The 23004-nt window shown below is 32.2% G+C and carries 11 protein-coding genes; 8 read left to right on the top strand and 3 right to left on the bottom strand.

The genetic code is table 11. The features are described from left to right. Positions 1–25: 25 nt before the first annotated feature. Positions 26–2050, top strand: coding sequence for a glycoside hydrolase family 97 protein (locus tag BT151_RS13475; RefSeq protein ID WP_072402860.1), 2025 nt, complete (start codon positions 26–28; stop codon positions 2048–2050). Positions 2051–2468: 418 nt separating this feature from the next. On the opposite strand, the gene BT151_RS13470 is transcribed toward BT151_RS13475, so the two are convergent. Then, complete coding sequence (locus tag BT151_RS13470) at positions 2469–5294, bottom strand: FAD-binding and (Fe-S)-binding domain-containing protein (protein ID WP_072402859.1); 2826 nt, start codon at positions 5292–5294, stop codon at positions 2469–2471. A gap of 167 nt (positions 5295–5461) precedes the next feature. Beyond that, positions 5462–6238, bottom strand: a complete 777-nt coding sequence (locus BT151_RS13465; RefSeq protein WP_072402858.1) for a GntR family transcriptional regulator — start codon at positions 6236–6238, stop codon at positions 5462–5464. 214 nt (positions 6239–6452) lie between these two features. Here BT151_RS13465 and BT151_RS13460 point away from each other — a divergent pair, with 214 nt between their 5' ends. The 7 genes from BT151_RS13460 (at position 6453) to BT151_RS13430 (ending at position 22190) form a co-directional block, all read left to right on the top strand. Further along, positions 6453–8762: a glycoside hydrolase family 3 N-terminal domain-containing protein gene (locus tag BT151_RS13460; RefSeq protein WP_072402857.1), complete on the top strand. Its 2310-nt coding sequence runs from the start codon at positions 6453–6455 to the stop codon at positions 8760–8762. A 47-nt stretch (positions 8763–8809) separates the two neighbouring features. Beyond that, positions 8810–11299: a T9SS type A sorting domain-containing protein gene (locus tag BT151_RS13455; RefSeq protein WP_084647972.1), complete on the top strand. Its 2490-nt coding sequence runs from the start codon at positions 8810–8812 to the stop codon at positions 11297–11299. Positions 11300–11303: 4 nt separating this feature from the next. Further along, complete coding sequence (locus BT151_RS13450; RefSeq protein WP_072402855.1) at positions 11304–14036, top strand: T9SS type A sorting domain-containing protein; 2733 nt, start codon at positions 11304–11306, stop codon at positions 14034–14036. A gap of 3 nt (positions 14037–14039) precedes the next feature. Beyond that, the gene (locus BT151_RS13445; RefSeq protein ID WP_072402854.1) at positions 14040–16364 is read left to right on the top strand and encodes a WD40/YVTN/BNR-like repeat-containing protein; all 2325 of its coding nucleotides are present in this window, start codon (positions 14040–14042) and stop codon (positions 16362–16364) included. 39 nt (positions 16365–16403) lie between these two features. Beyond that, entirely contained in the window at positions 16404–18032 is a 1629-nt protein-coding gene (locus tag BT151_RS13440; protein ID WP_072402853.1) for a T9SS type A sorting domain-containing protein, read from the top strand. 131 nt (positions 18033–18163) lie between these two features. Then, entirely contained in the window at positions 18164–20014 is a 1851-nt protein-coding gene (locus BT151_RS13435) for a sulfatase-like hydrolase/transferase (RefSeq protein WP_072402852.1), read from the top strand. A 115-nt stretch (positions 20015–20129) separates the two neighbouring features. Then, the gene (locus tag BT151_RS13430) at positions 20130–22190 is read left to right on the top strand and encodes a glycoside hydrolase family 2 protein (protein WP_072402851.1); all 2061 of its coding nucleotides are present in this window, start codon (positions 20130–20132) and stop codon (positions 22188–22190) included. 254 nt (positions 22191–22444) lie between these two features. Here the strand turns inward: BT151_RS13430 and BT151_RS18845 are convergent, their stop codons facing one another. Continuing rightward, positions 22445–22888 carry a carboxylesterase family protein gene (locus tag BT151_RS18845; protein ID WP_245794848.1) on the bottom strand — a complete coding sequence of 148 codons (444 nt, stop codon included), beginning with the start codon at positions 22886–22888 and terminating at the stop codon, positions 22445–22447. Positions 22889–23004 lie beyond the last annotated feature (116 nt).

The raw sequence follows: 23004 nt of genomic DNA, 5'->3' as shown, positions 1-23004 counted from the left end.
ACTCCTAACCATTTTTAATATAATAATGAAAAATTCACTTTCCAAGATTACTTTTGTCTTATTTATAGTCTTAACATTTTTATCATGCAATTCAATCAATAATACACACCAAATTAAATCTCCTAACAACAATAATATCTTAACTTTTAATTTAACAAAAAAAGGAGAACCTCAATATACTTTATCACATAATAATAAGGTAGTAATTGAACCTTCATTATTAGGTTTTGAATTTGAGGATATTGAAAAAATGTCTTCAGGTTTTGAACTTATAAATATTGAAAAAAATAGTTATAATAAAGTTTGGGAGCAACCTTGGGGAGAATTTAAAAAAATAACAGACAATCACAATGAACTTATTGCTCATCTAAAAGAATCAAAAGGAAAAAAGCGTTTAGTTGATATAGTCTTTAGAGTTTTTAATGACGGTTTAGGATTTCGATATGTTTTTCCAAAACAAGAAAACCTTAAAAAGGTGAAAATATCAAATGAAATTACACAATTTACATTCCCGTTTGATAACAATGTTTGGTGGATTCCTGTACATTCTGAAAATAGTTATTACGAAAGTTTTTATAGAAAAACACCCATAAGTAAAACAGACACTATAAACACACCTGCAACTTTTGAAACAAAAGATAGCTTGTATGTGGCCATACATGAAGCAAACTTAACAGACTTTGCATCTATGACTTTACGTAAAACTAATAACAATCAATTGGAAAGCGATTTAGTTCCCTGGGCAAATGGTGTTAAAGTATATGCAGAAACACCTTTTAATACACCGTGGAGAACTATTATTGTAGGCGATACACCTGGAGATTTAATAACCTCAACATTAATGCTAAATCTAAATGAACCATCAAAAATTAATGATATTTCTTGGATTGAACCTTCAAAATATATTGGTATTTGGTGGGGTATGCATTTAGAAAAATATACTTGGGGACAAGGAGAAAAGCATGGCGCAACTACTGAAAACACAAAGAAATATATCGACTTTGCGGCTAAAAACAACCTTGATGGTGTTTTAGTTGAAGGCTGGAATATAGGTTGGGATGGAGATTGGACATCCAATGGTACTGCTTTTAATTTTACAGAATCTTATCCAGATTTTGATTTGGAAGAAATATGTAAATATGCGGCTAAAAATAATGTACGCTTAATTGGGCATAATGAAACAGCTGGAGCTGCTAAACATTATGAAGTTCAAATAGATGATGCGTTTGCACTATATAACCAATTAGGTATAAATGCAGTGAAAACGGGTTATGTAAACAAGTTTTTAGACAATAAAGAATGGCACGATAGTCAATATGGCGTAAAACATTACAGAAAAGTAATAGAAACTGCCGCTAAATACCATATTATGATTGATAATCATGAACCTGTAAAAGGTACAGGTTTACAACGTACATATCCAAATTTAATGACTCAAGAAGGCGCACGTGGACAAGAATACAATGCTTGGTCGGCTGATGGTGGAAATACGCCAGAACACACTACAATTTTACCTTTCACCAGAATGTTATGTGGTCCTTTTGACTTTACGCCAGGTAACTTTGATTTTGATTATAAAACGCCTAACAATGCGATGGTTCAAACTACTTTAGCAAAGCAATTAGCACTTTACGTCGTTCTTTTTAGCCCTTTACAAATGGCTTCAGATTTACCAGAAAATTATTCAAAAAAACCAAAAGAATTTCAATTTATTAAAGAAGTGCCTTCTATCTGGTCAGACACAAAAGTTCTGGATTCAAAAATAGGAGAATACACTACAATTGTACGCAAGGATTGGAATGAACAAAATTGGTATTTGGGTTCTATTACTAATAAAAATGAACGAAAGTTAAATATTTCTTTATCTTTTTTAGATGATAATACAACATATGAAGCTGAAATTTATGCTGATGGCATTGATGCTAATTATAAAACAAACCCTTATCCTGTTGCTATCTCTAAACAAGTTGTAAATAACAAAGTTGTATTAAATTTAAACTTAGCACCTGGTGGAGGCACTGCTATAAAATTCTCACCAATAACTGAGTAATGGGTTTCCTTCAACTTAAATTGTGTCAAAAAATGAGAAAATAAACAGCATGTACTTTAATATTTTTATGTAAATCAATTTATAAATGATAATTAAAAATTGATTTACATAAAAAAAATCCTAATATATTAATATATTAGGATTTATATTGTGACCGCGAAGGGATTCGAACTATTTGCTTAAAACCCTATATTTATTGTTCCATCAAACTTTATCGATAAATATGTTGAAACAATAGTGAAATATTAATTTTCCATTACCAATTCAAATATACTATTTTTTTAATAATTATTAAATTCATATAATATAAAACAATTGAATATTGATTAGTAGAGCGAACAGAAAAAATATCGAACCTTTTAATATTGGAATTAAAAAAATTTGATTCAATTACAAACTTATAACTTAGCATTCAAAATTATATACATTCATCAGCCAAATACAAAATAGATTCGTAATTTTTATTTATTGCCTCAGACAAAGCCATTTCACAAGTTTTTGTTGAGGCATAATACCCATCACAAGACACATTTTGTACTTCCTGCTTTTCAGTATTGATTGCTGATTTGGTGAGTTCGGGAAATAAAAACCCTCTATCCCCTGCCATTCCACAACATCCATTTGTTTTTGGCAAAATAACATCTTTGGCAAAATGTTTGGCTATTTTAAGAAACTTATCTTCAATTTTCATTTTTTCTAGAGCACAAACCGAATGTAGAATAATATTGTTTTTACGCTGCTTAATTTGAATTTGTGGAAGTACCATATTATGTAAAAATTCTACAGCATCATAGATTTTTAGCTTTTGATATTTTTCTTTGTTTACTATGTTTAAGACAGAACTAAGTTGTTTTAAACTATAAGCGCAAGAACTCACATCTATCACAACAGGTATTATACCTGATTGAGTTGCGTTCCAAAGTTTTTCTACAATAATGTTTGCTGTATAATTATATGCGTCTTGATGACCTTTTGATGAGAATATTTGTCCACAACAACTGTTATTTGCATTCTTTAAAACAGATAACGAAATACCTGATTTTTCACAAACACTTATAAAGGTCTCCATAATATTCTTTTCTTTCTCTTCATAAGTTCCAAGTAACCTTGAAATGCATGAAGGAAAATAGATTATTTTAGATTCATTCTTATTTTTTAATGTATTAGATTTTAAAACTAAAAGTTTGGGAGGTGATATCATCTGACTTGTCCATAAAGGTGTATTAGGAATTACCTTCCTTATTTGAGTTGTTAATTTGTTCATAGATTTTTTACCAAAAACATTATTAATAGCCATCCCAGATTTTATACCAGTTCTAATTACCCATTGAACTATATTAAAGTTTTTTGCAACTATTAAAGCTACTGAATTAGATATAGATGAATGATTTTCTCTACGAAGTCTTTTAACCAAATCACCAGTATTAATATCAACAGGACAGGCTGTAGCACATAGCCCATCAACTGCACAAGTATCTAGTCCATCATATTTATATTGTTTTTTTAACAATTTATAGTTTTCCTTATCCCCTTCATTTTTAAGTTTTTTTAGAGCTCTTCTAACTACAATTCGCCTTCTTGGAGTAGTAGTTAAATTCTTACTTGGACATTTATGCTCACAATACCCACATTCAATACAAGTATCAACTTCACTTTCAACAGTTGGTAGTTCTTTTAAGTTCTTTATATGTGTATTTTTATCATCATTAATAATTACTCCCGGATTTAAAAGCAAATATGGGTCAATAGATTGTTTTAAAATTTTCATGATTTCGTACCCCAATCCACCCCATTCTGTTTCTACAAAAGGCGCCATATTCCTACCTGTTCCATGTTCTGCTTTTAAGGTACCATCATATTTTTCGATAACTAACTTAACTACATCTTTAATAAACAAGTCATATCTCTTAATTTCTTTTTCAGAATTAAAAGATTGGGTAACTACAAAATGAATGTTGCCATCTTTTGCATGTCCAAAAATAATGGCATTATTATAGTTGTGCTTTATAAACAACTGCTGTAAATCTACAATAGCATTACTCATCTTTTCAACTGGAAATGCAACATCTTCTAATATTACGGTTGTTCCACTTGCTCTAATTGCCCCTACTGCTGGGAACAACCCTTTTCTAACTTTCCATAAAAAAGCCATTTCAGAAGGGACACTTGTGAATTCTATTGTTTTTAATAAGTTTAATGAGCTAGATGATTTTAAAAAAAATTCTACTTTTTTATGTAATTCTTCAATATTATTTTCCTGATATTCTATTAATAAAGCGGCTGCAAATTCAGGTAATGTCTTTACAAAATCTGGGATTGATTCCATATTTTCTACTGCTCTCAAAGAAGCTCTATCCATTAATTCTACCATTAAAGCTCCTGAATTATTTAATGGAACAATCGCATTACAAGCATCAGATATAGTAGAAAAATATAATAATGCGGTTGATTTATGACTATAATCAGGCACCGTTTTTAATACAACTTCAGAGATAAAAGCCAATGTCCCTTCTGCACCAATTAGCAAATGAGCTAAAATATCTAAAGGGTGCTTAAAATCTATAAAAGCATTTAAAGAATATCCAACAGTATTTTTGGTAAGATATTTTTTTCGGATTTTATCGTGCAACTCTGGATTTGTTAAAATTTTGGCTCTTAAATTAGATAAATTAGTGAATAACTTATATTCTATTTCTTCAAATCTTGTATAATCTTCCTTAATTTCTGTAGAATATGTGTTTCCATTAGGGAGTATAAAACGCAGATAATTTACTGTATGATATGAATTCAATTTAACACCGCAACACATACCACTAGAATTATTAGAAACAATACCTCCCACCATAGCTGCACTAATACTGGCAGGATCTGGACCGATTTTTCGCGAGAATTTCTTTAAATATGCATTTACCATGGCTCCAGTTATTCCTGGTTGTAGACGAACCGTATTACCATTTTCCTCAACGTTTATTTTGTTCCAAGAACTACTCAAATCAACCAAAATACCGTCTGTAATAGACTGACCTGAAAGACTTGTTCCACCGGCACGAAACACCAAAGGAATTGCATGCTTTTGAGAAAATTTAAATAGATCAATAATTTCTTCTTCATTTATAGGTCGCACTACTGCTTTAGGAACTAAATGATAGAAACCTGCATCTGATGCAAAAGACACTAATTCTAAATACCTTGTTTTTACTCTGTTATTAGGCAATATTTTTTCTAGTTCTAATTTAATATTCATTAAATAGTTGTTTTTAAAAAAAAATAAAAATGGTCTATTTTTATTTTAGTGGTGTATGGCAATATATTATGTTATAATTTGTAATTGTGAAGTTTTATTTTACCTAATAATTCATATTAGATAGTTTTTAGTTCAAAACTAAAAACTATTATTCTTAGTGCGTCAACCTAGCTAATAACAGATATTTCATTTTTTATTAATTCCGGTTTAGTTGTGATTGAAAATTTGTATTTGTCCCCTCGATAGTAAGATTGTTCTATTTCAACTATTTCACCACCATCACAAAATATAGCACTATCTAAAATAAATATAACAGTTGGAATCTCATTCTCAAAGTAATTATTTGGATCTGATGATAGAAAGATTTTATTCCCTAAAGTACGCTCCACATTTATCAAATTCAAATTGTACTTTTCTTGATAAATTGAAATTAATGAGCGAGAATCTAAATCCAATATATTAATTTTTGGACAATGAAGCATAGAGATATACTTGGTCTCATCTTTTAGTAAAGAATAATCTGCATATCGTAATTTACGAATTTTAAGAACGGGACCTTCCATGATATGATGACTATTGTTTATGTTTGTAGAAATACCATCTTCTAAGATAGTTTTTTCTAAAACCACATTCTTTGGTGTAAATCCTTCTTTTATTAATTTATCCGTAAAGCTTTCTTTTACAGCATGAAAAGACCCTAATACACGTGTTAGGTGTTTATCTTCAAACCTATTAAGAACAAATGTGCCTTTTCCTTTTATTCTATTAGCCCAACCTTGAAGTTCTACTTCAAGCAAACTTTTTCTTGCCGTAGTATTACTTATCGAATACATTTCTATTAGCTCATTTTCCGATGGGATTTTGTCTCCTGGCTGAAATTCTCCTGATTCTATCTTCTGTATTATTTCTTTACTTATAGTGATGTATTTAGGAATTCCTTTCATTATTCAATATTAAATTATGATTTCGACACAAAAGTATTAAAACAATTTGCATATAATCAAAATAAACTTATATTTGTTAATAAAATTACTTAGTGCGTTAAGAAAATATATAAAAGCGTTATCGTGATTTTAAAAATTAAGTTGCTTTTTATTCAGTTTCGCCATAAGAGCTAATACATTTTGTTAAATAAAGGATAAAATATACAAATAAAAAATGTACAAGAGAACTAAAGCTTTAATGATACTTACTTATCTGATATCTATTATTGCTATTGGTCAAAATCATAATTACCAAAACCCTAAAGCATTGTTAAAAGATCGAATAAACGACTTATTAAGTCGAATGACTATAGAAGAAAAAGTTGGACAGATGAACCAATTTGTTGGATTAGAACATATTAAAAGAAATATGGGTAATATGACGGAGGAAGACCTAAAAACAAATACCGCAAATGCTTTTTATCCAGGTATTTCTATAAACGACTTAGAAGAAATAACTAAAAAAGGACTTGTCTCTTCCTACCTTCATGTGCTTACTATTGAGGATGCTAATTATTTACAGTCACTTGCTATGAAGAGTCGTTTAAAAATCCCCTTAATGTTTGGTATTGATGCTATTCATGGCAATTCAAATGCATTAGATAATACAGTGTATCCAACAAACATTGGTTTGGCATCTTCATTTGATACAAAAATGGCATATACCATTGCTAGACAAACAGCTAAAGAGATGAGAGCTATGAATATGCACTGGACATTTAATCCTAATGTTGAAGTAGCTCGTGATGCACGTTGGGGACGTGTTGGTGAAACTTATGGAGAAGATCCTTATTTGGTATCACTTATGGGTATTGAAACTGTTAAAGGGTACCAACAAAACTTAGATTCAGACCAAGATGTTTTAGCTTGCATTAAACATTTTGTTGGTGGTAGCCAACCTATTAATGGTACTAATGGATCACCTACAGATTTATCTGAGCGTACTATAAGAGAAGTCTTCTTTCCTCCATTTAAAGCTACTGTTGAGGCTGGTGCCATGTCATTAATGACAGCACATAATGAGCTAAATGGCATTCCTTGTCATAGTAATGAATGGTTAATGCAAGACGTATTAAGAGATGAATGGGGTTTTAAAGGATTTGTTGTAAGTGATTGGATGGATATAGAGCACTTACACGACTTACATGGCACAGCTACGAGCTTAAAAGATGCCTATTACCAGTCAATTATGGCAGGAATGGATTTACATATGCATGGAGTCGAGTGGAATAAATTGGTTACCGAATTAGTAAAAGAAGGACATATTCCAGAATCTCGCATAGATACTTCGGTTTACAAAATTTTAGAAATAAAATTTCGATTAGGATTATTTGAAGCCCCTTACGCTGATGTAGATAAAACGATGAAAATTCGTTTAAATCCTGAACATAGAGCAACAGCATTGGACGCATCTAGAAATAGTATAATACTACTGAAAAACGAGGATATATTACCTTTAAAAAAGACTTACCAAAAAATAATGGTTACCGGAATCAATGCAAATGACCAAAATATTTTGGGAGATTGGAGTGCTATACAGAAAGACGAAAATGTAATCACTATTTTGGAAGGACTTAAAATGGTCGCTCCTAATGTTGAATACACCTTTGTAGACCAAGGATGGAATCCACAAAAAATGGATGCAAAAAAAGTAGCTGAAGCTGCTGAAGTAGCTAAATCAAGTGACTTAAACATTGTTGTTGCTGGAGAATATATGATGCGTTTTCGTTGGGATGATAAAACTAGCGGAGAAGATAAAGACCGCTCAGATATTAACCTAGTTGGTCTACAAAATGAACTTATAAAAAAAGTAGCCGCTTCAGGAAAACCAACTATTTTAATTCTTATTACAGGAAGACCTTTAAGTATTGAAAGTGTTTTAGATGATGTAGATGTGGTTATACAAGCATGGGAACCTGGTATGTATGGCGGGCAAGCAATAGCCGAAATTATTTATGGGAAAGTCAATCCATCAGCAAAACTTCCTATTTCAATTCCTAGAAGCTCAGGACAAATTCAAATGATTTACAATCACAAACCTTCTCAATATTTTCATCCATATGCCATAAACTCTAGCAAACCTTTATTTCCTTTTGGTTTTGGTTTATCATATAATAATTACGCATACAGTAATCTTAAATTAACAAAAACTGAAATAAATAAGAACGAAAATACAACTGTAAGTATTGATGTTACCAATAATGGAAACATGGAAGGCATAGAGATTGTTCAACTATATATTAGAGATAAGTTTAGTCAGGTCACAAGACCAGTAAAAGAACTAAAAGACTTTGCACGTGTTTCACTAAAACCAAAAGAAACAAAAAGATTACAGTTTACCATAACACCCGATAAGTTAATGTTTTTAGACAAAAAGTTAAAACCAATTGTAGAAGCTGGAGAATTTATTGTAATGGTAGGATCATCATCTCTTGATAAAGATTTACTCAAAAAAAGCATTTTTGTAAAAAAAGATAACAACTAAAACATTAAAGAAATAAAGATTCTAATTAAAATTAAAAAAATATTGAAATGAGAAAGTTCTTTTTATTATCCTTTGGATTTTTAGCTATCACTTTTAATAGCGCTAGTCAAATAAAATTGCTCCCGATAATGACTCAAGATGAAATTGATGCGGGTTTGCAACCAGGAGATCATGAGCAATTTATGCTTGATTTTACTTATAGCGATGCCAATCCAGATAGAATATATGCCGGGCAAGATGTAAGTGGCGTTTGGGTTTCTAAGGATGGTGGTAAATTCTGGAATAATCTTAGAAATAGGGGATTACACGCACCAGGTATAATTAGCATTGAAGCAGACCCACTAGATGAAAACAGAGTTTTAACAGCTGCTTATAGTAGGTATTATGATGATACCCATCAAGATTATCAAGGAATTTATCTTACAAAAGATGGAGGTTTAAATTGGAATCGGGTTGCTATTAGATCTAAATTAGGTGAAATTAGAGCTGCTACAAAATTAATAGCATATGCTCCCTCAACTAAATCTATAGCTTTAGGATATGCAACACGTTGGTATGCCGCTTTTAGCGAATACAGAAAAGAAGCAACACCAGCAGACTCAGATAATGCTGACGACGGCCTTTTAATGTCTGATGACGGTGGAGAAACATGGAGTGAAATACGAGAGCTACCTCAAGCAACATTTGGAACTAGTATACATGGTATTAAAATTGATCCTTTAAATGAAAATAAATTGTATTTGTATGGAGTTGATGGATTGTTTAAGTTAGATAATGCCAATACTTCAGGCGGACAAGTTACCAACGTAAGTGGAGTTGGAGGGCTACCTGCAGGGTCTGTTTATGGTAAGGTATACATTTCTAGTGATGCCCAAACACTTATTGTTCCCGTGGCTAGCAAAGGTTTATATAAATCTACAGACGGAGGAACTACATGGAGTCCCTTATACTTTTGGTCTAATCTAGAATTAGCCTATTATAATGAAGGCTATCCTGACGTGATTTATATCGTAGGGGTTAATGGTAGTCAAGGACAAGTTAGAGCAACAATAAATGGTGGAACAACTTTTTATAATTACACATCATCAGAAGGAAGGCTAGGCAATAAATTTAGTGAATGGACTTATGGGATTAGTAGTCGTTTTGCCAACATCATACCAGATCCCAGAAATCCCGATAGAGCTTTTGCACAAGGTCATGCTGTGTTTCATCAAACAGATGATGCCGGTAAAAATTGGATAGATTCTAGCGATGGATTTAATGGTACTCATTATAATGGTATTAGTTTAGGACAAATGTTCGACTCTACTGATGAAAACAAGTTTGCCTACTTTTGTCTTGACAGAGGTGTAATGACTACTAATGATGGAGGAATAACTTTTAAAGAAAGTACTGTAAAAGATTTTCTTCCTTCTGGTTATAGAACAACTGTTTACGGTTCTGCTATATGTCCTTCTAATTCTAATATTATTTTAGCAAGTGTAAATACAACTTCAAGTGGTAGATTGGTTCGTTCTACTGATTTTGGGGTTACTTGGGAACTTAGTATAGATGAACTTAAACAAAGGCATTTTGTTGGGTTTAATCCGCAATCTCCTCAATATGCCTATCAATATAGAGATATATCAGATGATTATGGTGAGACATGGACAACATTAAGTAATATACCTATAAATACTACAATATGTGGTATGGCACCAAGTAATGGCGATATTATTTATGCCCTTGATAATTTAGGAGCTAGTAGAAATGTATATCGATCTCTAGATAAAGGTGAGACATGGACTCCTGTTATTATTAATAATGCATGGAAACTTAATGTGCCAAGTGGTGCAAGAAATTATTTATTTGTAGTACATCCAACAAACCCAGATATTTTTTATACAAACAGTGCAACAGGAACTATTACAGAATGGAATTTAAGTACAGATACAGATAAAGACATAGCACCTATAGAAGCTGCTGCTGAAGTAGGATTTTATGTAAATCGTTTTACTATTGACCCAAGATATCCAAATATTATGTATATGTTAAATCAGCGTGTTAATACTGGGAATAAACTTTTTATCTCTCAAGATGCTGGTGACACATGGACAAATATAAGCGACGGATTTCCAAATACTTTTCATAATGGTTTAGCAGTTTCCCCTATTACTGGTGAAGTGTTTCTTGCTGGACCTAATGGTTCACGTGTTCTATTACCTCCTTATGATACCGATCGTTCTAAAACATCTTATGACAAAGTAGATTATGATGATAATTATATAGATGAAACTTCTGACTATGCATTAAGTACTGAAGATTTTAAAATTAAAGATGTTAATAAAATTTTTATTTATCCTAATCCTTCAAATAATGATTTATTCGTTAGTGGTTTAAATGAAGATACTTCTGTTAATATTTATAACATAACGGGACAGCATATAACAACACATGAATTAACAGCAAACAGCAACGAAATAAAGGTTTCAAATCTCGTAAATGGTATCTATTTTATAAAAATTAAGCAATACACTTATCAATTTATAAAACAATAAAATCATGAAAACTTTAGCTATTCCATTTTCACTTTTTATTTTCTCTTTTTTAATAATTAAAGCTCATTTTTCTTTTGATAAAAAAGAAACTCATAAAACGATTGAAAATCACTTTTTTTCATCACCTAGCTATAAAGCAGAAATAAAATCACTACCGATTTATTCTGAGTATGAAAGGGATATTTTAATGATACAACCAGGTGATAATGCGCAGTTTATGCTAGATTTTACTTATAGTAAATCATATCCACAAAGATTATATGCAGCACAAGATGTAAGTGGTGTGTGGGTTTCTGAGAATTTTGGTGAAACTTGGAACAATCTTAAAAATGAAGGATTGTTAGCTCCTGGAATTATAAGTATTCAAGCAGACCCCTTAAATAAAAATAGAGTTATAGCTGCTGCACATACAAGATATTATCAAAGTGATTATGAAAAACAGCAACAGGGTCTCTATTTAACTTCAGATGGCGGAATTACCTGGGATAGAACACAATACATATCACAATTAGGAGAAATCAGAGGAGCAACAAAATTAATAGCTTATGGTACTAATCCTAGCGAAACTGAAATAACTAATAGTAAAACTAATCGTGTATATGCCGCTTTTAGTCAATTTTCACATACCACAAAATCAGGTGATGATACAATAGAGCATTTTGATGCTAAGAATTATATATATATGTCTGACAATGGTGGATATGTATGGGACATAAAAAGGACACTAGACACTACTTTTTATGGTGATAAAATCTATGGCATTAAGGTTCATCCACAATATAACAATAAACTTTTCTTATACGGTGAAAAAGGATTAATTGTTATACCAGACGTAGCTAATGAAACATCAGTAGCTGTTAATATAAGTAAAAGAACAAGTGTTCTCAATTCTTTACCAGATGCGCCAGTTTATGGCAATATTTATATTTCTGATAATGGAAGTAACTATATAGTTCCAGTAGTTGGTCATGGAATATACCGGTCTACAGATGGTGGTTTTAATTGGACTCCAATTGAAGAAGAGCCTTGGTCTGATACTATGCGAGCACACTTTTATGAAAGTCAAACTTTAAGTAATATAAAAATTTATGTTACAGGTAATGATTTACATAATGTTTTACGCACCATGGATGGTAATGGAGATAACTTTGCATATTCATCTTCTATTGGGAGAACTAATCCACCAAATGCATGGACATCTAAAATTAGTGGGCCATTTGCTAATGTAATACCAAACCCAACTGACTCTGATATAGCTTTTGCCCAAGGAAATGCCGTATTTCATAAAACGAATGATGGGGGGCTTAACTGGACAGATTCTAGTGACGGTTTTAATGGCTCACAGTTTACAGGTATGAATTTAAGTCAGATGTTTGATCCTAATGACCCCAATCGATTTGTGTATTTTATGATAGATAAAGGTGTAATTACTACTACTAATGGAGGTATTACATTTAATAATAATGAAGTAAATAAAGAAGCTCTTAACCTTGACCATACAACAATTTATGGAGCTGCTTTATGCCCTTATGATAATCTGTATGATGGTGATACTAAAAATAGAAATGAAATTATTTTGGCAAGTGCGGGCACTACTTCCAAGGGTAGATTAATTCGCTCAACTGATTTTGGAGCAACATGGGATACTGTAGCTTCATCCAATAAAGTGCCAAGGTTTTTTGTTGCATTTAACCCTCAACATCCAAATATCGCTTATCAGTATAATGAAAGATCGATTGATTATGGAGCAACTTGGACTCCAATGGTAGATATGCCTCCTAATACTATGGTATGTGGTATGTCTCCTAGTGATGGAGATTATATTTATGCTATGGATAATTTAAATGGGGGTACAAGTAGGAAAATTTTTAGGTCTACTGATGGAGGACTTAACTGGGATGCCAATCCTGTAATTAATGTTGCTGAAATTGATCCTTCATGGAAACTTACTAAGGGTGATTCAAAAAATCTTCTATTTGTTACCCATCCAACCAATAAAAATGTTGTGTATACAAACAATCCATCAGGAAATAGAATTACTAAGTGGAATTTTATGACATCTGACACCACTGAAATTGGACTTCCAGAATCTGATGAAGCTAATTTCCATATAGAACAATTTGCTATAGATCCTAAATATCCAAATATTCAGTATGTAATGAATAACCCTATTAATACAGGAAAAAAGTTTTTTGTTACTACGAATTATGGTTATAGTTGGACCAATATTAGTGAAGGTTTTCCTAATACATTTTGTAGAGGGCTAGCAGTTTCACCAGAAACAGGTGAAGTATATTTTGCAGGCCCAAATGGAACTCGAGTAATGCTCCCACCTTATCTTGACAGTGTAAACCATTATGGTATTAACTTATCTGATCCGAGTTTTACTACCAAAAAAAACATGACATCTTATAGTAAAGTTAATTATAACGAAAATTATATAGATGGCTATACAATAGGAGCAAGAATGGGGAATTCAGAAGATAGTAAGGTACTATCATTAGAGGATTTAGCAGTAAGCAAAGATGTTTTCATTTTTCCTAATCCTACTAGTGATAATATAGATATTAATGGCTTAAAAGAAAATATTCCCGCAAGCATTTATAACATAAAAGGTCAACTTATAACAATAAAACAAGTAAACTCTAATAGCAATACCATAAATATATCAGGCTTAGCTGATGGTATTTATATTTTAAAAATTAAAAACGATACTTTCAAATTTGTAAAGAAGTAAACAATGAAAAAAAAGGTAATTTTATTTTCAATTTTCTTAGCATGCGGCACGCTGATACACTGCACTTCTTTTGGTAAAAAAGAAAAGCTAGGAAATAGTGGGAACAGTATTGCTATATCTGATTCTATTCACAAACCAAAAATCAAATTACTTCCAGTTGTTTTTAAAGAAGAATACGATGAAGGTTTAATACCTGGAGATAATTCTCAATTTATTTTAGATTTCACTTATAGCGAATCTGATCCAGATAGAATATATGCGGCACAAGATGTAAGTTGTGTTTGGGTTTCTAATAATGGCGGCAGAAACTGGAACACACTTAAGAATAAAGGGTTATATGCACCAGCTATGATTAGTATTGAAGCGGATCCTCTTGATAAAAATAGAGTTTTAGCGGTTGCACAAAGTAGATTTTATGATACCATTCATTTAGATTATCAAGGAATCTATTTATCAAAAGATGGTGGATTAAACTGGGAAAAAGTAGCGCCTCGAACTAAATTAGGAGAGATTAGAGGTTCAACAAAATTAATAACCTATGCGCCTTCAAGTAAATCTGAAGCATTAGGATATGCTAAACGATGGTATGCTGCCTTTAGTGAATATAGAAAGGAAGCAAACGGTTCAACCAACACTGCTGATGATGGTCTTTTAACATCAAATGATGGTGGTAATACTTGGCAAGAAATACGAAAACTACCTAGCTCTTTATTTGGGAATAAAATCTATGGTATTAAGGTTGACCCTTTAAATGAGAATAAATTGTTTCTATACGGAGAAGAAGGTTTATTTATTTTAAATAATGCTCCCGACTCAAATGACGAAATTACTAAAATAAGTGGCACTAATGGATTGCCAAAAGGCAGTGTTTATGGTAAAGTATATATATCGAAAGATTCTAATACATTAATTGTACCAGTTGCAAACACAGGAATGTACAAATCCATAAATAATGGAAAAAGCTGGAATCTTCTATATGCATGGACAGACGTGCTTTTAGCTTTTTATAACGAAGGTTTCCCTGATGTTATTTATACTACAGGTTCAAATACAACAGAAGGACAAGTTAGAGTAAGTAAAGATGGTGGAACAACTTGGCATACTAACATAAATTCCAAGCAGAGACCTGGTTATAACGACGGAAACTGGAATCAAGGCATTAATAGCATTTTTGCAAGAATAATTCCAGATCCTAGAAATCCTGATAGAGCTTTTGCGCAAGGTCACGCTAAGTTTCATCAAACAGATGATGGAGGTCTCAATTGGGTTGATTCAAGTAGTGGGTTTAATGGATCACAATATACAGGTATGAACATGCAACAAATGTTTGACCCAAATAACCCAGACCATTTTGTTTATTTCATGATTGATAGAGGTGTTCACGTTACTGAAAATAGAGGAAGATATTTTAATGATAATACGATAAAAAAAGTTGACTTTGAAGGTATTCATAAAACAGTTTATGGTGCAGCTATGTGTCCTTCTATAGACTCATCAAAAGTTCTTTTAGCAAGTGTTAATAAAACACCCAGCGGGAAGCTTCTACGGTCAAATGATAATGGAAAAACATGGAAGGAAGTTGTTAGTAGTGGTTTAAAATCTAGGTTCTTTGTAGCATTTCATCATCAAAATCCTCAATATGCTTATCAGTGGAGAGAACGATCAGATGATTACGGCATCACTTGGAAAGAATTAAAATCTATGCCTAAAAACACTATGATATGTGGTATGTCACCTAGTAATGGCGATATTATTTATGCTGTGGATAATCTAAAAGGAGGAGTTGCTAAAAAAATTTGGATATCCTTAGATAAGGGAGATACTTGGAAAGAAAAACCTGTTATTTCAGTAGACTGGGATCTTACAGTACCAGGACCAGATAGGCACTTAATTTTTAATGTACATCCAACAAACCCAAATATTGTTTATACAAGTAATGAAAAAGGAGGTGTTACCCAATGGGATTTAAGCTCTAATAAAACAATCCAAACTGATATAGATGTTTTGAATGGTGAAACTGAAGAAAACTTTTATATTAATCGCTTTGTAATTGACCCAAAATTCCCAGACATAATGTATGCAATGAATCAACGTATTAATACAGGAAACAAGTTTTTTATGTCAGAGAATGGAGGTAAATCATGGATTAATATAAGTTCCGGTTTTCCTAACACCTATTATAATGCTTTGGCAGTATCACCAATTACTGGAGAAGTCTTTTTTTCTGGACCTAACGGTTGCCGCGTTATGTTACCACCTTACGAAACCACAAATACAGCCTATGAGCTTATCCCTTATAAAAACACACATATTGATGATACCTACTAAATTTTTTTAAACATAAATTAAATTTTAAAACTAAATGTCATGAAAACAAAATTATTCTTTTTTACTCTTTTATGCTTAAGCATAAAACTTACTGCTCAGACTACGTATTATGTAGATCAAACAGCTACAGGAGCCAACACGGGCCTTACTTGGAACGATGCTTTTACATCTCTTAATATTGCGTTTGGCACAGCATCCATGCCTGGTGACAAAATTTATATTACAGAAGACACCTATACTATAACTACAGGTATTACCATAACTATAGATATTGAAATATATGGCGGTTATAGTGCCATTAGCGATACCCAAACAGGGTATACTACTTTTGATGCTAACGGCTCAACTGGTTTTTCAATTATAACAACAACTGAATTAACAAATGCAGCACTTTTTGATCATTTAATTTTAACAAATGCAGATAATTCAGCAGGTCTTGGAGGTGGAATGCTCAATAATACAGGAGGTGCTGGATCCTCACCAAGGTTAAGCTATGTTACTTTTTTAAATAATACCGCTAGTCGTGGTGGTGGCTTGTGCAATTTAACAGGATCAGCAATACTTGACAACGTTATTTTTGATGGAAATACAGCACTTCATTCAACTACTGGTGGTGGCGCCATATATAACTCGGCTTCAAGCCCTACAATTAGTAATACATCGTTTATAAACAATGCATCAGTAGATGGAGCTGGGATATTTAACAATACGAGTTCTTCTCCTGTAATAGATAACTGTTTTTTTAATAATAATAAAGCTAGCCGTAGCGGTGGTGGTATATATAATAGAGGTACAGCAAACCCTATAATAAGTAATAGTACGTTTTCTAATAACGATGCTAGTAGCGGTGGTGGTATATTCAACGTTACAGCAGATAATAAACCTATTATTACTAATGTATTGTTTATTGAAAATACTGCTAATAATGGAGCTGGTTTGTATAATAACGCCTCTGGTCCGTCTCCAACTCTTATTAATGTTACTTTTTATGGAAATATAGCAATTTCTAGTGGAGGCGGAATGAGAAGTGATGGTTCATCAAACCCATTATTATACAATACTGTATTTTTTAATAACACTAATGATACCACAGGAAATGTTGATGACATCGTAGGGTCTATTGATGCGTCTTCAAGTAATAATGCTTCAGATAAAGCAACAATATCGGCTAGTACTAATTTTGTAGAACTTAGTGCTTTACCAGGTTCAGATTTATTTTCAAATGATACTGATCCTAATGGTCCAGATGATACTTTTGGCACTTCTGATGATGGTTTAATTCCAGCTAGCACAAGTATATTGGTTAATGCTGGTGACAATAGTAAAAATACAACACCAGCCACAGACATGACAGGGCAAAACCGAATATCTGACACAACCATAGATTTAGGTGCCTATGAATATCAATCTACTTTGAGCACAAATGACATTCTATTAAAAACTAGTATAAGTCTTTATCCTAATCCTAGCACTGGATTAGTAAATATACTTGTAAAAAATAAACAAGAGAAAAGCCAAATTAGTGTTTACGATATTAATGGAAGAACATTATTAAATAAAAATTTAAATAATAAGAGTATAGACTTATCAAGTTTTGCTAATGGCATTTATTTAATAAAAATCAATACAAATTCTGGTACAGTTGTTAAACGCATCCTAAAAGAATAAGTGTTTTTTTAGTTTTGTTAAATATTTATAACTGTTTCTTTAAAACTGAATCATTATGAACTTAAAATCATAATGATTCAGTTCAATTTTAATAAAAACTCATATTTTAAATAATTTATATTAAAAATAGTATGATATTAAAAAGGTTCTTTTATTTAATTTTAGCTACGTTAATATGCTCTTGTTCAGAACGCAAACTTGAAACGCCAAATATTTTATGGATTACAAGTGAAGATAATAGTCCATTATTAGGTTGTTATGGTGATACTTTCGCAACTACACCTAATTTAGATAATTTAGCTACAAAAGGGTTTCTTTATACACATGCATATGCAAATGCACCTGTTTGTGCTCCTGCAAGAAACACAATAATTACTGGAGTATACGCAAATAGCGGAGGAAATCAATACATGAGAAGCTTCTATAACAAATCTTCTAATGTAAAACTATATCCAGAAATTTTAAAGAAAAAAGGTTACTATCTCACTAATAATGAAAAGGAAGATTTCAACATAAATAAAAATCAAACCCAAAATTTATGGGATGAACTAGGTGAAACTGCCACTTATAAAAACCGTCCAAAAGGTAAACCTTTTTTTTCTATTTTCAACATCATGGTAAGCCACGAAAGTTCTTTACACACTTATATTCCTAATGAAGAACTAAGGCACAAACCTGAAGATATCACTTTGCCACCATATCATCCTGACACACCCGAAATGCGTCATGACTGGGCTCAATACTATGATAAGGTTGAAGACATGGATACGCAAGTAGGTCAAATACTTAGCGAATTACAAAAAAGTGGGGAAGCCGAAAACACTATCATCATGTATTATGGTGATCATGGAGGTGTGCTTGCACGAAGTAAAAGATATGTTTACGAAACAGGTACAAGAGTTCCGTTTATAGTTTACATACCAGAAAAATATAAAAAATTATATCCTAAAGAACAAACTGGAACTAAGGAAGAACGTTTAATTAGTTTTGTCGATTTAGCTCCAACTCTTTTAAGTATACTTAATGTTCCAATTCCAGATTTCATGCAGGGTTCTGCTTTTTTAGGTGAGCAAAAAACTGAAGACCCTAAATATGCTTATATGTTTCGAGACCGAATGGATGAACGTTTTGATATGAGTAGAGCTGTAAGAGATAAAAAATTCCGTTATATTAAAAACTACATGCCTTATCGTATTTATGGTCAGCATATAGACTATTTATGGCGCGCTCCTTCCATAGGTTCATGGGAAGATGCTTATAATAAAGGTGAATGCAATGCCATTCAAAGTGCCTTTTGGGAGAAAAAACCAACAGAAGAACTCTATGATACAGAAAAGGATCCTTGGGAAGTAAATAATTTGGCTTTAAATCCTAATTATTTCGAAGTCTTAAAAAGAATGCGACAAGCTAACAAACAATGGATGTTAGATATTAAAGATACTGGTTTAATTCCAGAAGGAATACTATCTAATTTAACCAAAGATATAGCAGCTTACGATTATATGCGAAACGAAAATGTAAATATTGAAAACATTATTGATGCTGCTAATTTTGCTACTTCTGCCACCAAAAACGATCTAGAGCCCTTAATAGAATTATTGAGTTCACAAAATGAATCCATACGCTATTGGGGGGCTACAGGAATTCTCATACTTGGTAATGATGCAAATAAGGCTTTAAATGCATTAAAGCTTGCCAGTAAGGATGGTTCTGGCGATGTTGCGGCCGTAGCCATAGAAGCATTATATGGCTTGGGGGCTAAGAATGATGCCAGAAAAGAACTAATAAGAGTAATTCAAGATCCAAATGAAATGGTAAGAACCCATGCTCTAAATGTGGTAGATGTTGTTAACGAAAACACTCCAGAAATTAAGTCTATTGTTGTGAATTTATTAAAAAGCGGAAAAGACATTAGTTCTAAAGAACGATATGACTTAAGATGTGCTAACTTTCTTGTTTCAAAATGGGGATTAAATATATAACAATTGGTAAAGTAAAATGAAAAATCTACATAGAAAAAAATTAGTTTACCTTATATTTTTATTGTTTTCATGTTCATTCGTTAGTTTTATAAATTTAACTGAACAAAATAAAAGGGTGGAGTTTTCAATAAATAAAAATGAATGGAAGTTTAATCGTGCAGATGTAAAAAATGCACACAAATCAAACTTTAAGGATGATGCTTGGATGAGTATAACAATACCACATGACTACAATGGTGGTGTTGATGGTGTACATTCAGATATATTTAAGGGCCGATTTGATTTCAACAACGATTTAGATAATCGATTAATATACAAAGGTCCAGGTTGGTACAGAACAACACTTCAAATAGATGATAAGCATAAAGGAAAATGCATATTCATTCGCTTTGAAGCTGTTTCGCTTCGCGCAGAAGTTTGGGTAAACGGAAAAGAAGTAGGTTCTCATGATGGTGGTTATACGGCCTTTGAATTTGACATTACAGATTATATTAAGTATGGTAAGCCCAATGTGATAGCTGTACGTTCAGACAATTCAAACAACCCTAATATTGCTCCTTGGATGAAAGATGAAACAAAATCTTTCCCTTATAGTTTTGATTATGGCATTTATGGAGGTATCTACAGAGATGTAAGGATAACCGTTACAGATCCTATTAAAATTGAAAAAGTTTTAAACACTCCAGTTAGCGGTGCTCAAGCTCCTACATCAGTAAGTATTGATACTTATGTAAAAAATTATTCTGATAAAGAAAAAACGGTAGATCTTAAAACAATTATCTTAGACCCAAAAGGGAATCAACTATCTAAATTAAAAACATCCAAAAAAATTAAACCAGGACAAACCATAACCTATAAACAATCTGCATCTACCTTTAACGATGTTCAATTTTGGAGTCCCGAAAGCCCTAAGTTATACAAAGTACAATCTGAAATAAGTTATGACGGAAACACCATAGATAACGTAGAAAGTACTTTTGGTGTCCGCTATTTCACATTAGCCAATAAACAAGCTTTTAGTTTAAATGGCAATAAATCATTTCTTAGAGGCATAAATAGACACCAAGACATGGAAGGTTTGGGCTATGCCCTACCCAATGAACAACATATAGAAGATGCTAAACTAATAAAAGATGCGGGGTTTAATGCAGTGAGACATGCCCACTACCCTGCCGATCCAGAGTTTGTTAAAGCTTGTGATGAATTAGGGTTAATGCTTTGGCTTGAAATCCCTTTAACAGGAAGCACTTCAGATACACCAAAATTTTTAGAAAACTGTAAGTCCCAACTAACCGAAATGATTGAGCAAAATTACAATAATCCTTCAGTAATAGCATGGGGTATTGGTAACGAATCCGATCGTTCAAGTACAGAGGAAATATCTAATACTGTGTTCAAAGCGTTAGTAGATTTAGCCCATGAATTAGATCCTAGCCGTCCTGTTTTAGGTTGTAATTATAAGTTTAAATCTAATCAAGATTTGGTTGATGTATATTCTCCACAAGATTGGAGTGGTTGGTATTCTGATACTTTAAATGCCTATAACCCTGATGCTATTATTGGAGAATACGGGGCAAGTATTGACTATTTTAATCATTCTGACCAAAAATTTGATATAACTAAAAATTATAATCCAGCCAACAAACAATCCTTTTGGTCGCAAGAGTTTGGTTGTTTTATTCATGAGTACAAAATTTCGCTAGGAGAAAGCCAAAAAGAGTTGTTTCCAGGACATTTTGCTTGGGTAGCTTTCGATTTTGCTTCACCAAGAGCTGGTAGAAAAAACAATCCTATTCCTTTTATGAACCAAAAGGGGTTGATATTATATGATCATAAAACAAAAAAAGACATCTATTATCTATATCAAAGTATGTATCGAGAAGCTAAAGACCTTCCTATGGTTTATATTGTTTCTGAAAGTTGGAAAGATAGATGGAAAACAATAGAGAGTAAAGATGTTTGGGTTTATAGTAATTGTGATTCTGTGAAATTGTTTAATGATTATGGCAAAAAGTCCTTTGGAACAAGAATAAAGAACTCAGGCCCAAGAAAAGACACTCGTTTTCAATGGGACTCAATATCTGTAGAAAATAATGTTTTATATGCAGAAGGATGGTATAATGGAAAAATGGTGACCAAAGACACGTTGCTTTTAAACAACCTTCCACCTAAATAAGTCGTTTAAAATTTGAGTTAAATTCAGCTGATTACAACTTAATTTTTGATTTAGAAAATAGCTATGTTAGAAGTTCTGGTTCTGCAAAGGCGGCATCCCAACTATTATGATTGCGCAATTGGCATATAGGGTAAAGTTAGGCCTGCCTCCTGCTTTTAAATAAGCATTTACCATATTTACAGATAATAGCGGATCTACAATACTATCGTTTGCTCCGTGAAATATCCATAACTCTGTTTTGTTTGCATATGTTTTTACCTTTTCTGGATTTCCTCACTACAGATTGAAATTGCAGCAGCGAATACATCAGGCTTTCTATACAATATTTCAAAAGTTCCCATACCACCCATTAATAAGCCTCCTACGTATACTTTCTCTTTATTTACGTATGGCTTATTCAAATAACTTTCCATCAACAACATCACTAAATTTAAAGCCTTTGTGGGTGGCGTATTTGGAAATGTTCTCGAAACAGGATTGGTAGTTCTATCAGTTATTGTATTAGACCAAAAATCATCTTTTGGACATTGTGGAAATAGTACTATTGCAGGAAACGCATCTCTATTCATTTCATTTGTAAATAATTTACCTCCATTTATTAACTGGCTTTCATTATCATTTCCTCTTTCACAAGCTCCGTGTAAAAATAAAACGATTGGGTATTCCTTATCTTCTGAAAAATTATTGGGCCATAACACTCTCTAATAAAGTGTGTCTTGATTATTTATAAAATAATCTTTTAAAAAGAAATCTTTTTTTGTGCTACTACTAAGTTTGCCAATAAAATCAGGAGTAAACATAGTATGGAAGTAAT

Origin of the sequence: Flaviramulus basaltis (assembly GCF_900114265.1) — a bacterium.
Taxonomy (GTDB): domain Bacteria; phylum Bacteroidota; class Bacteroidia; order Flavobacteriales; family Flavobacteriaceae; genus Flaviramulus; species Flaviramulus basaltis.
The sequence above is the reverse complement of the archived record's forward strand: the minus strand, read 5'-3'. Positions and strand labels throughout refer to the sequence as shown.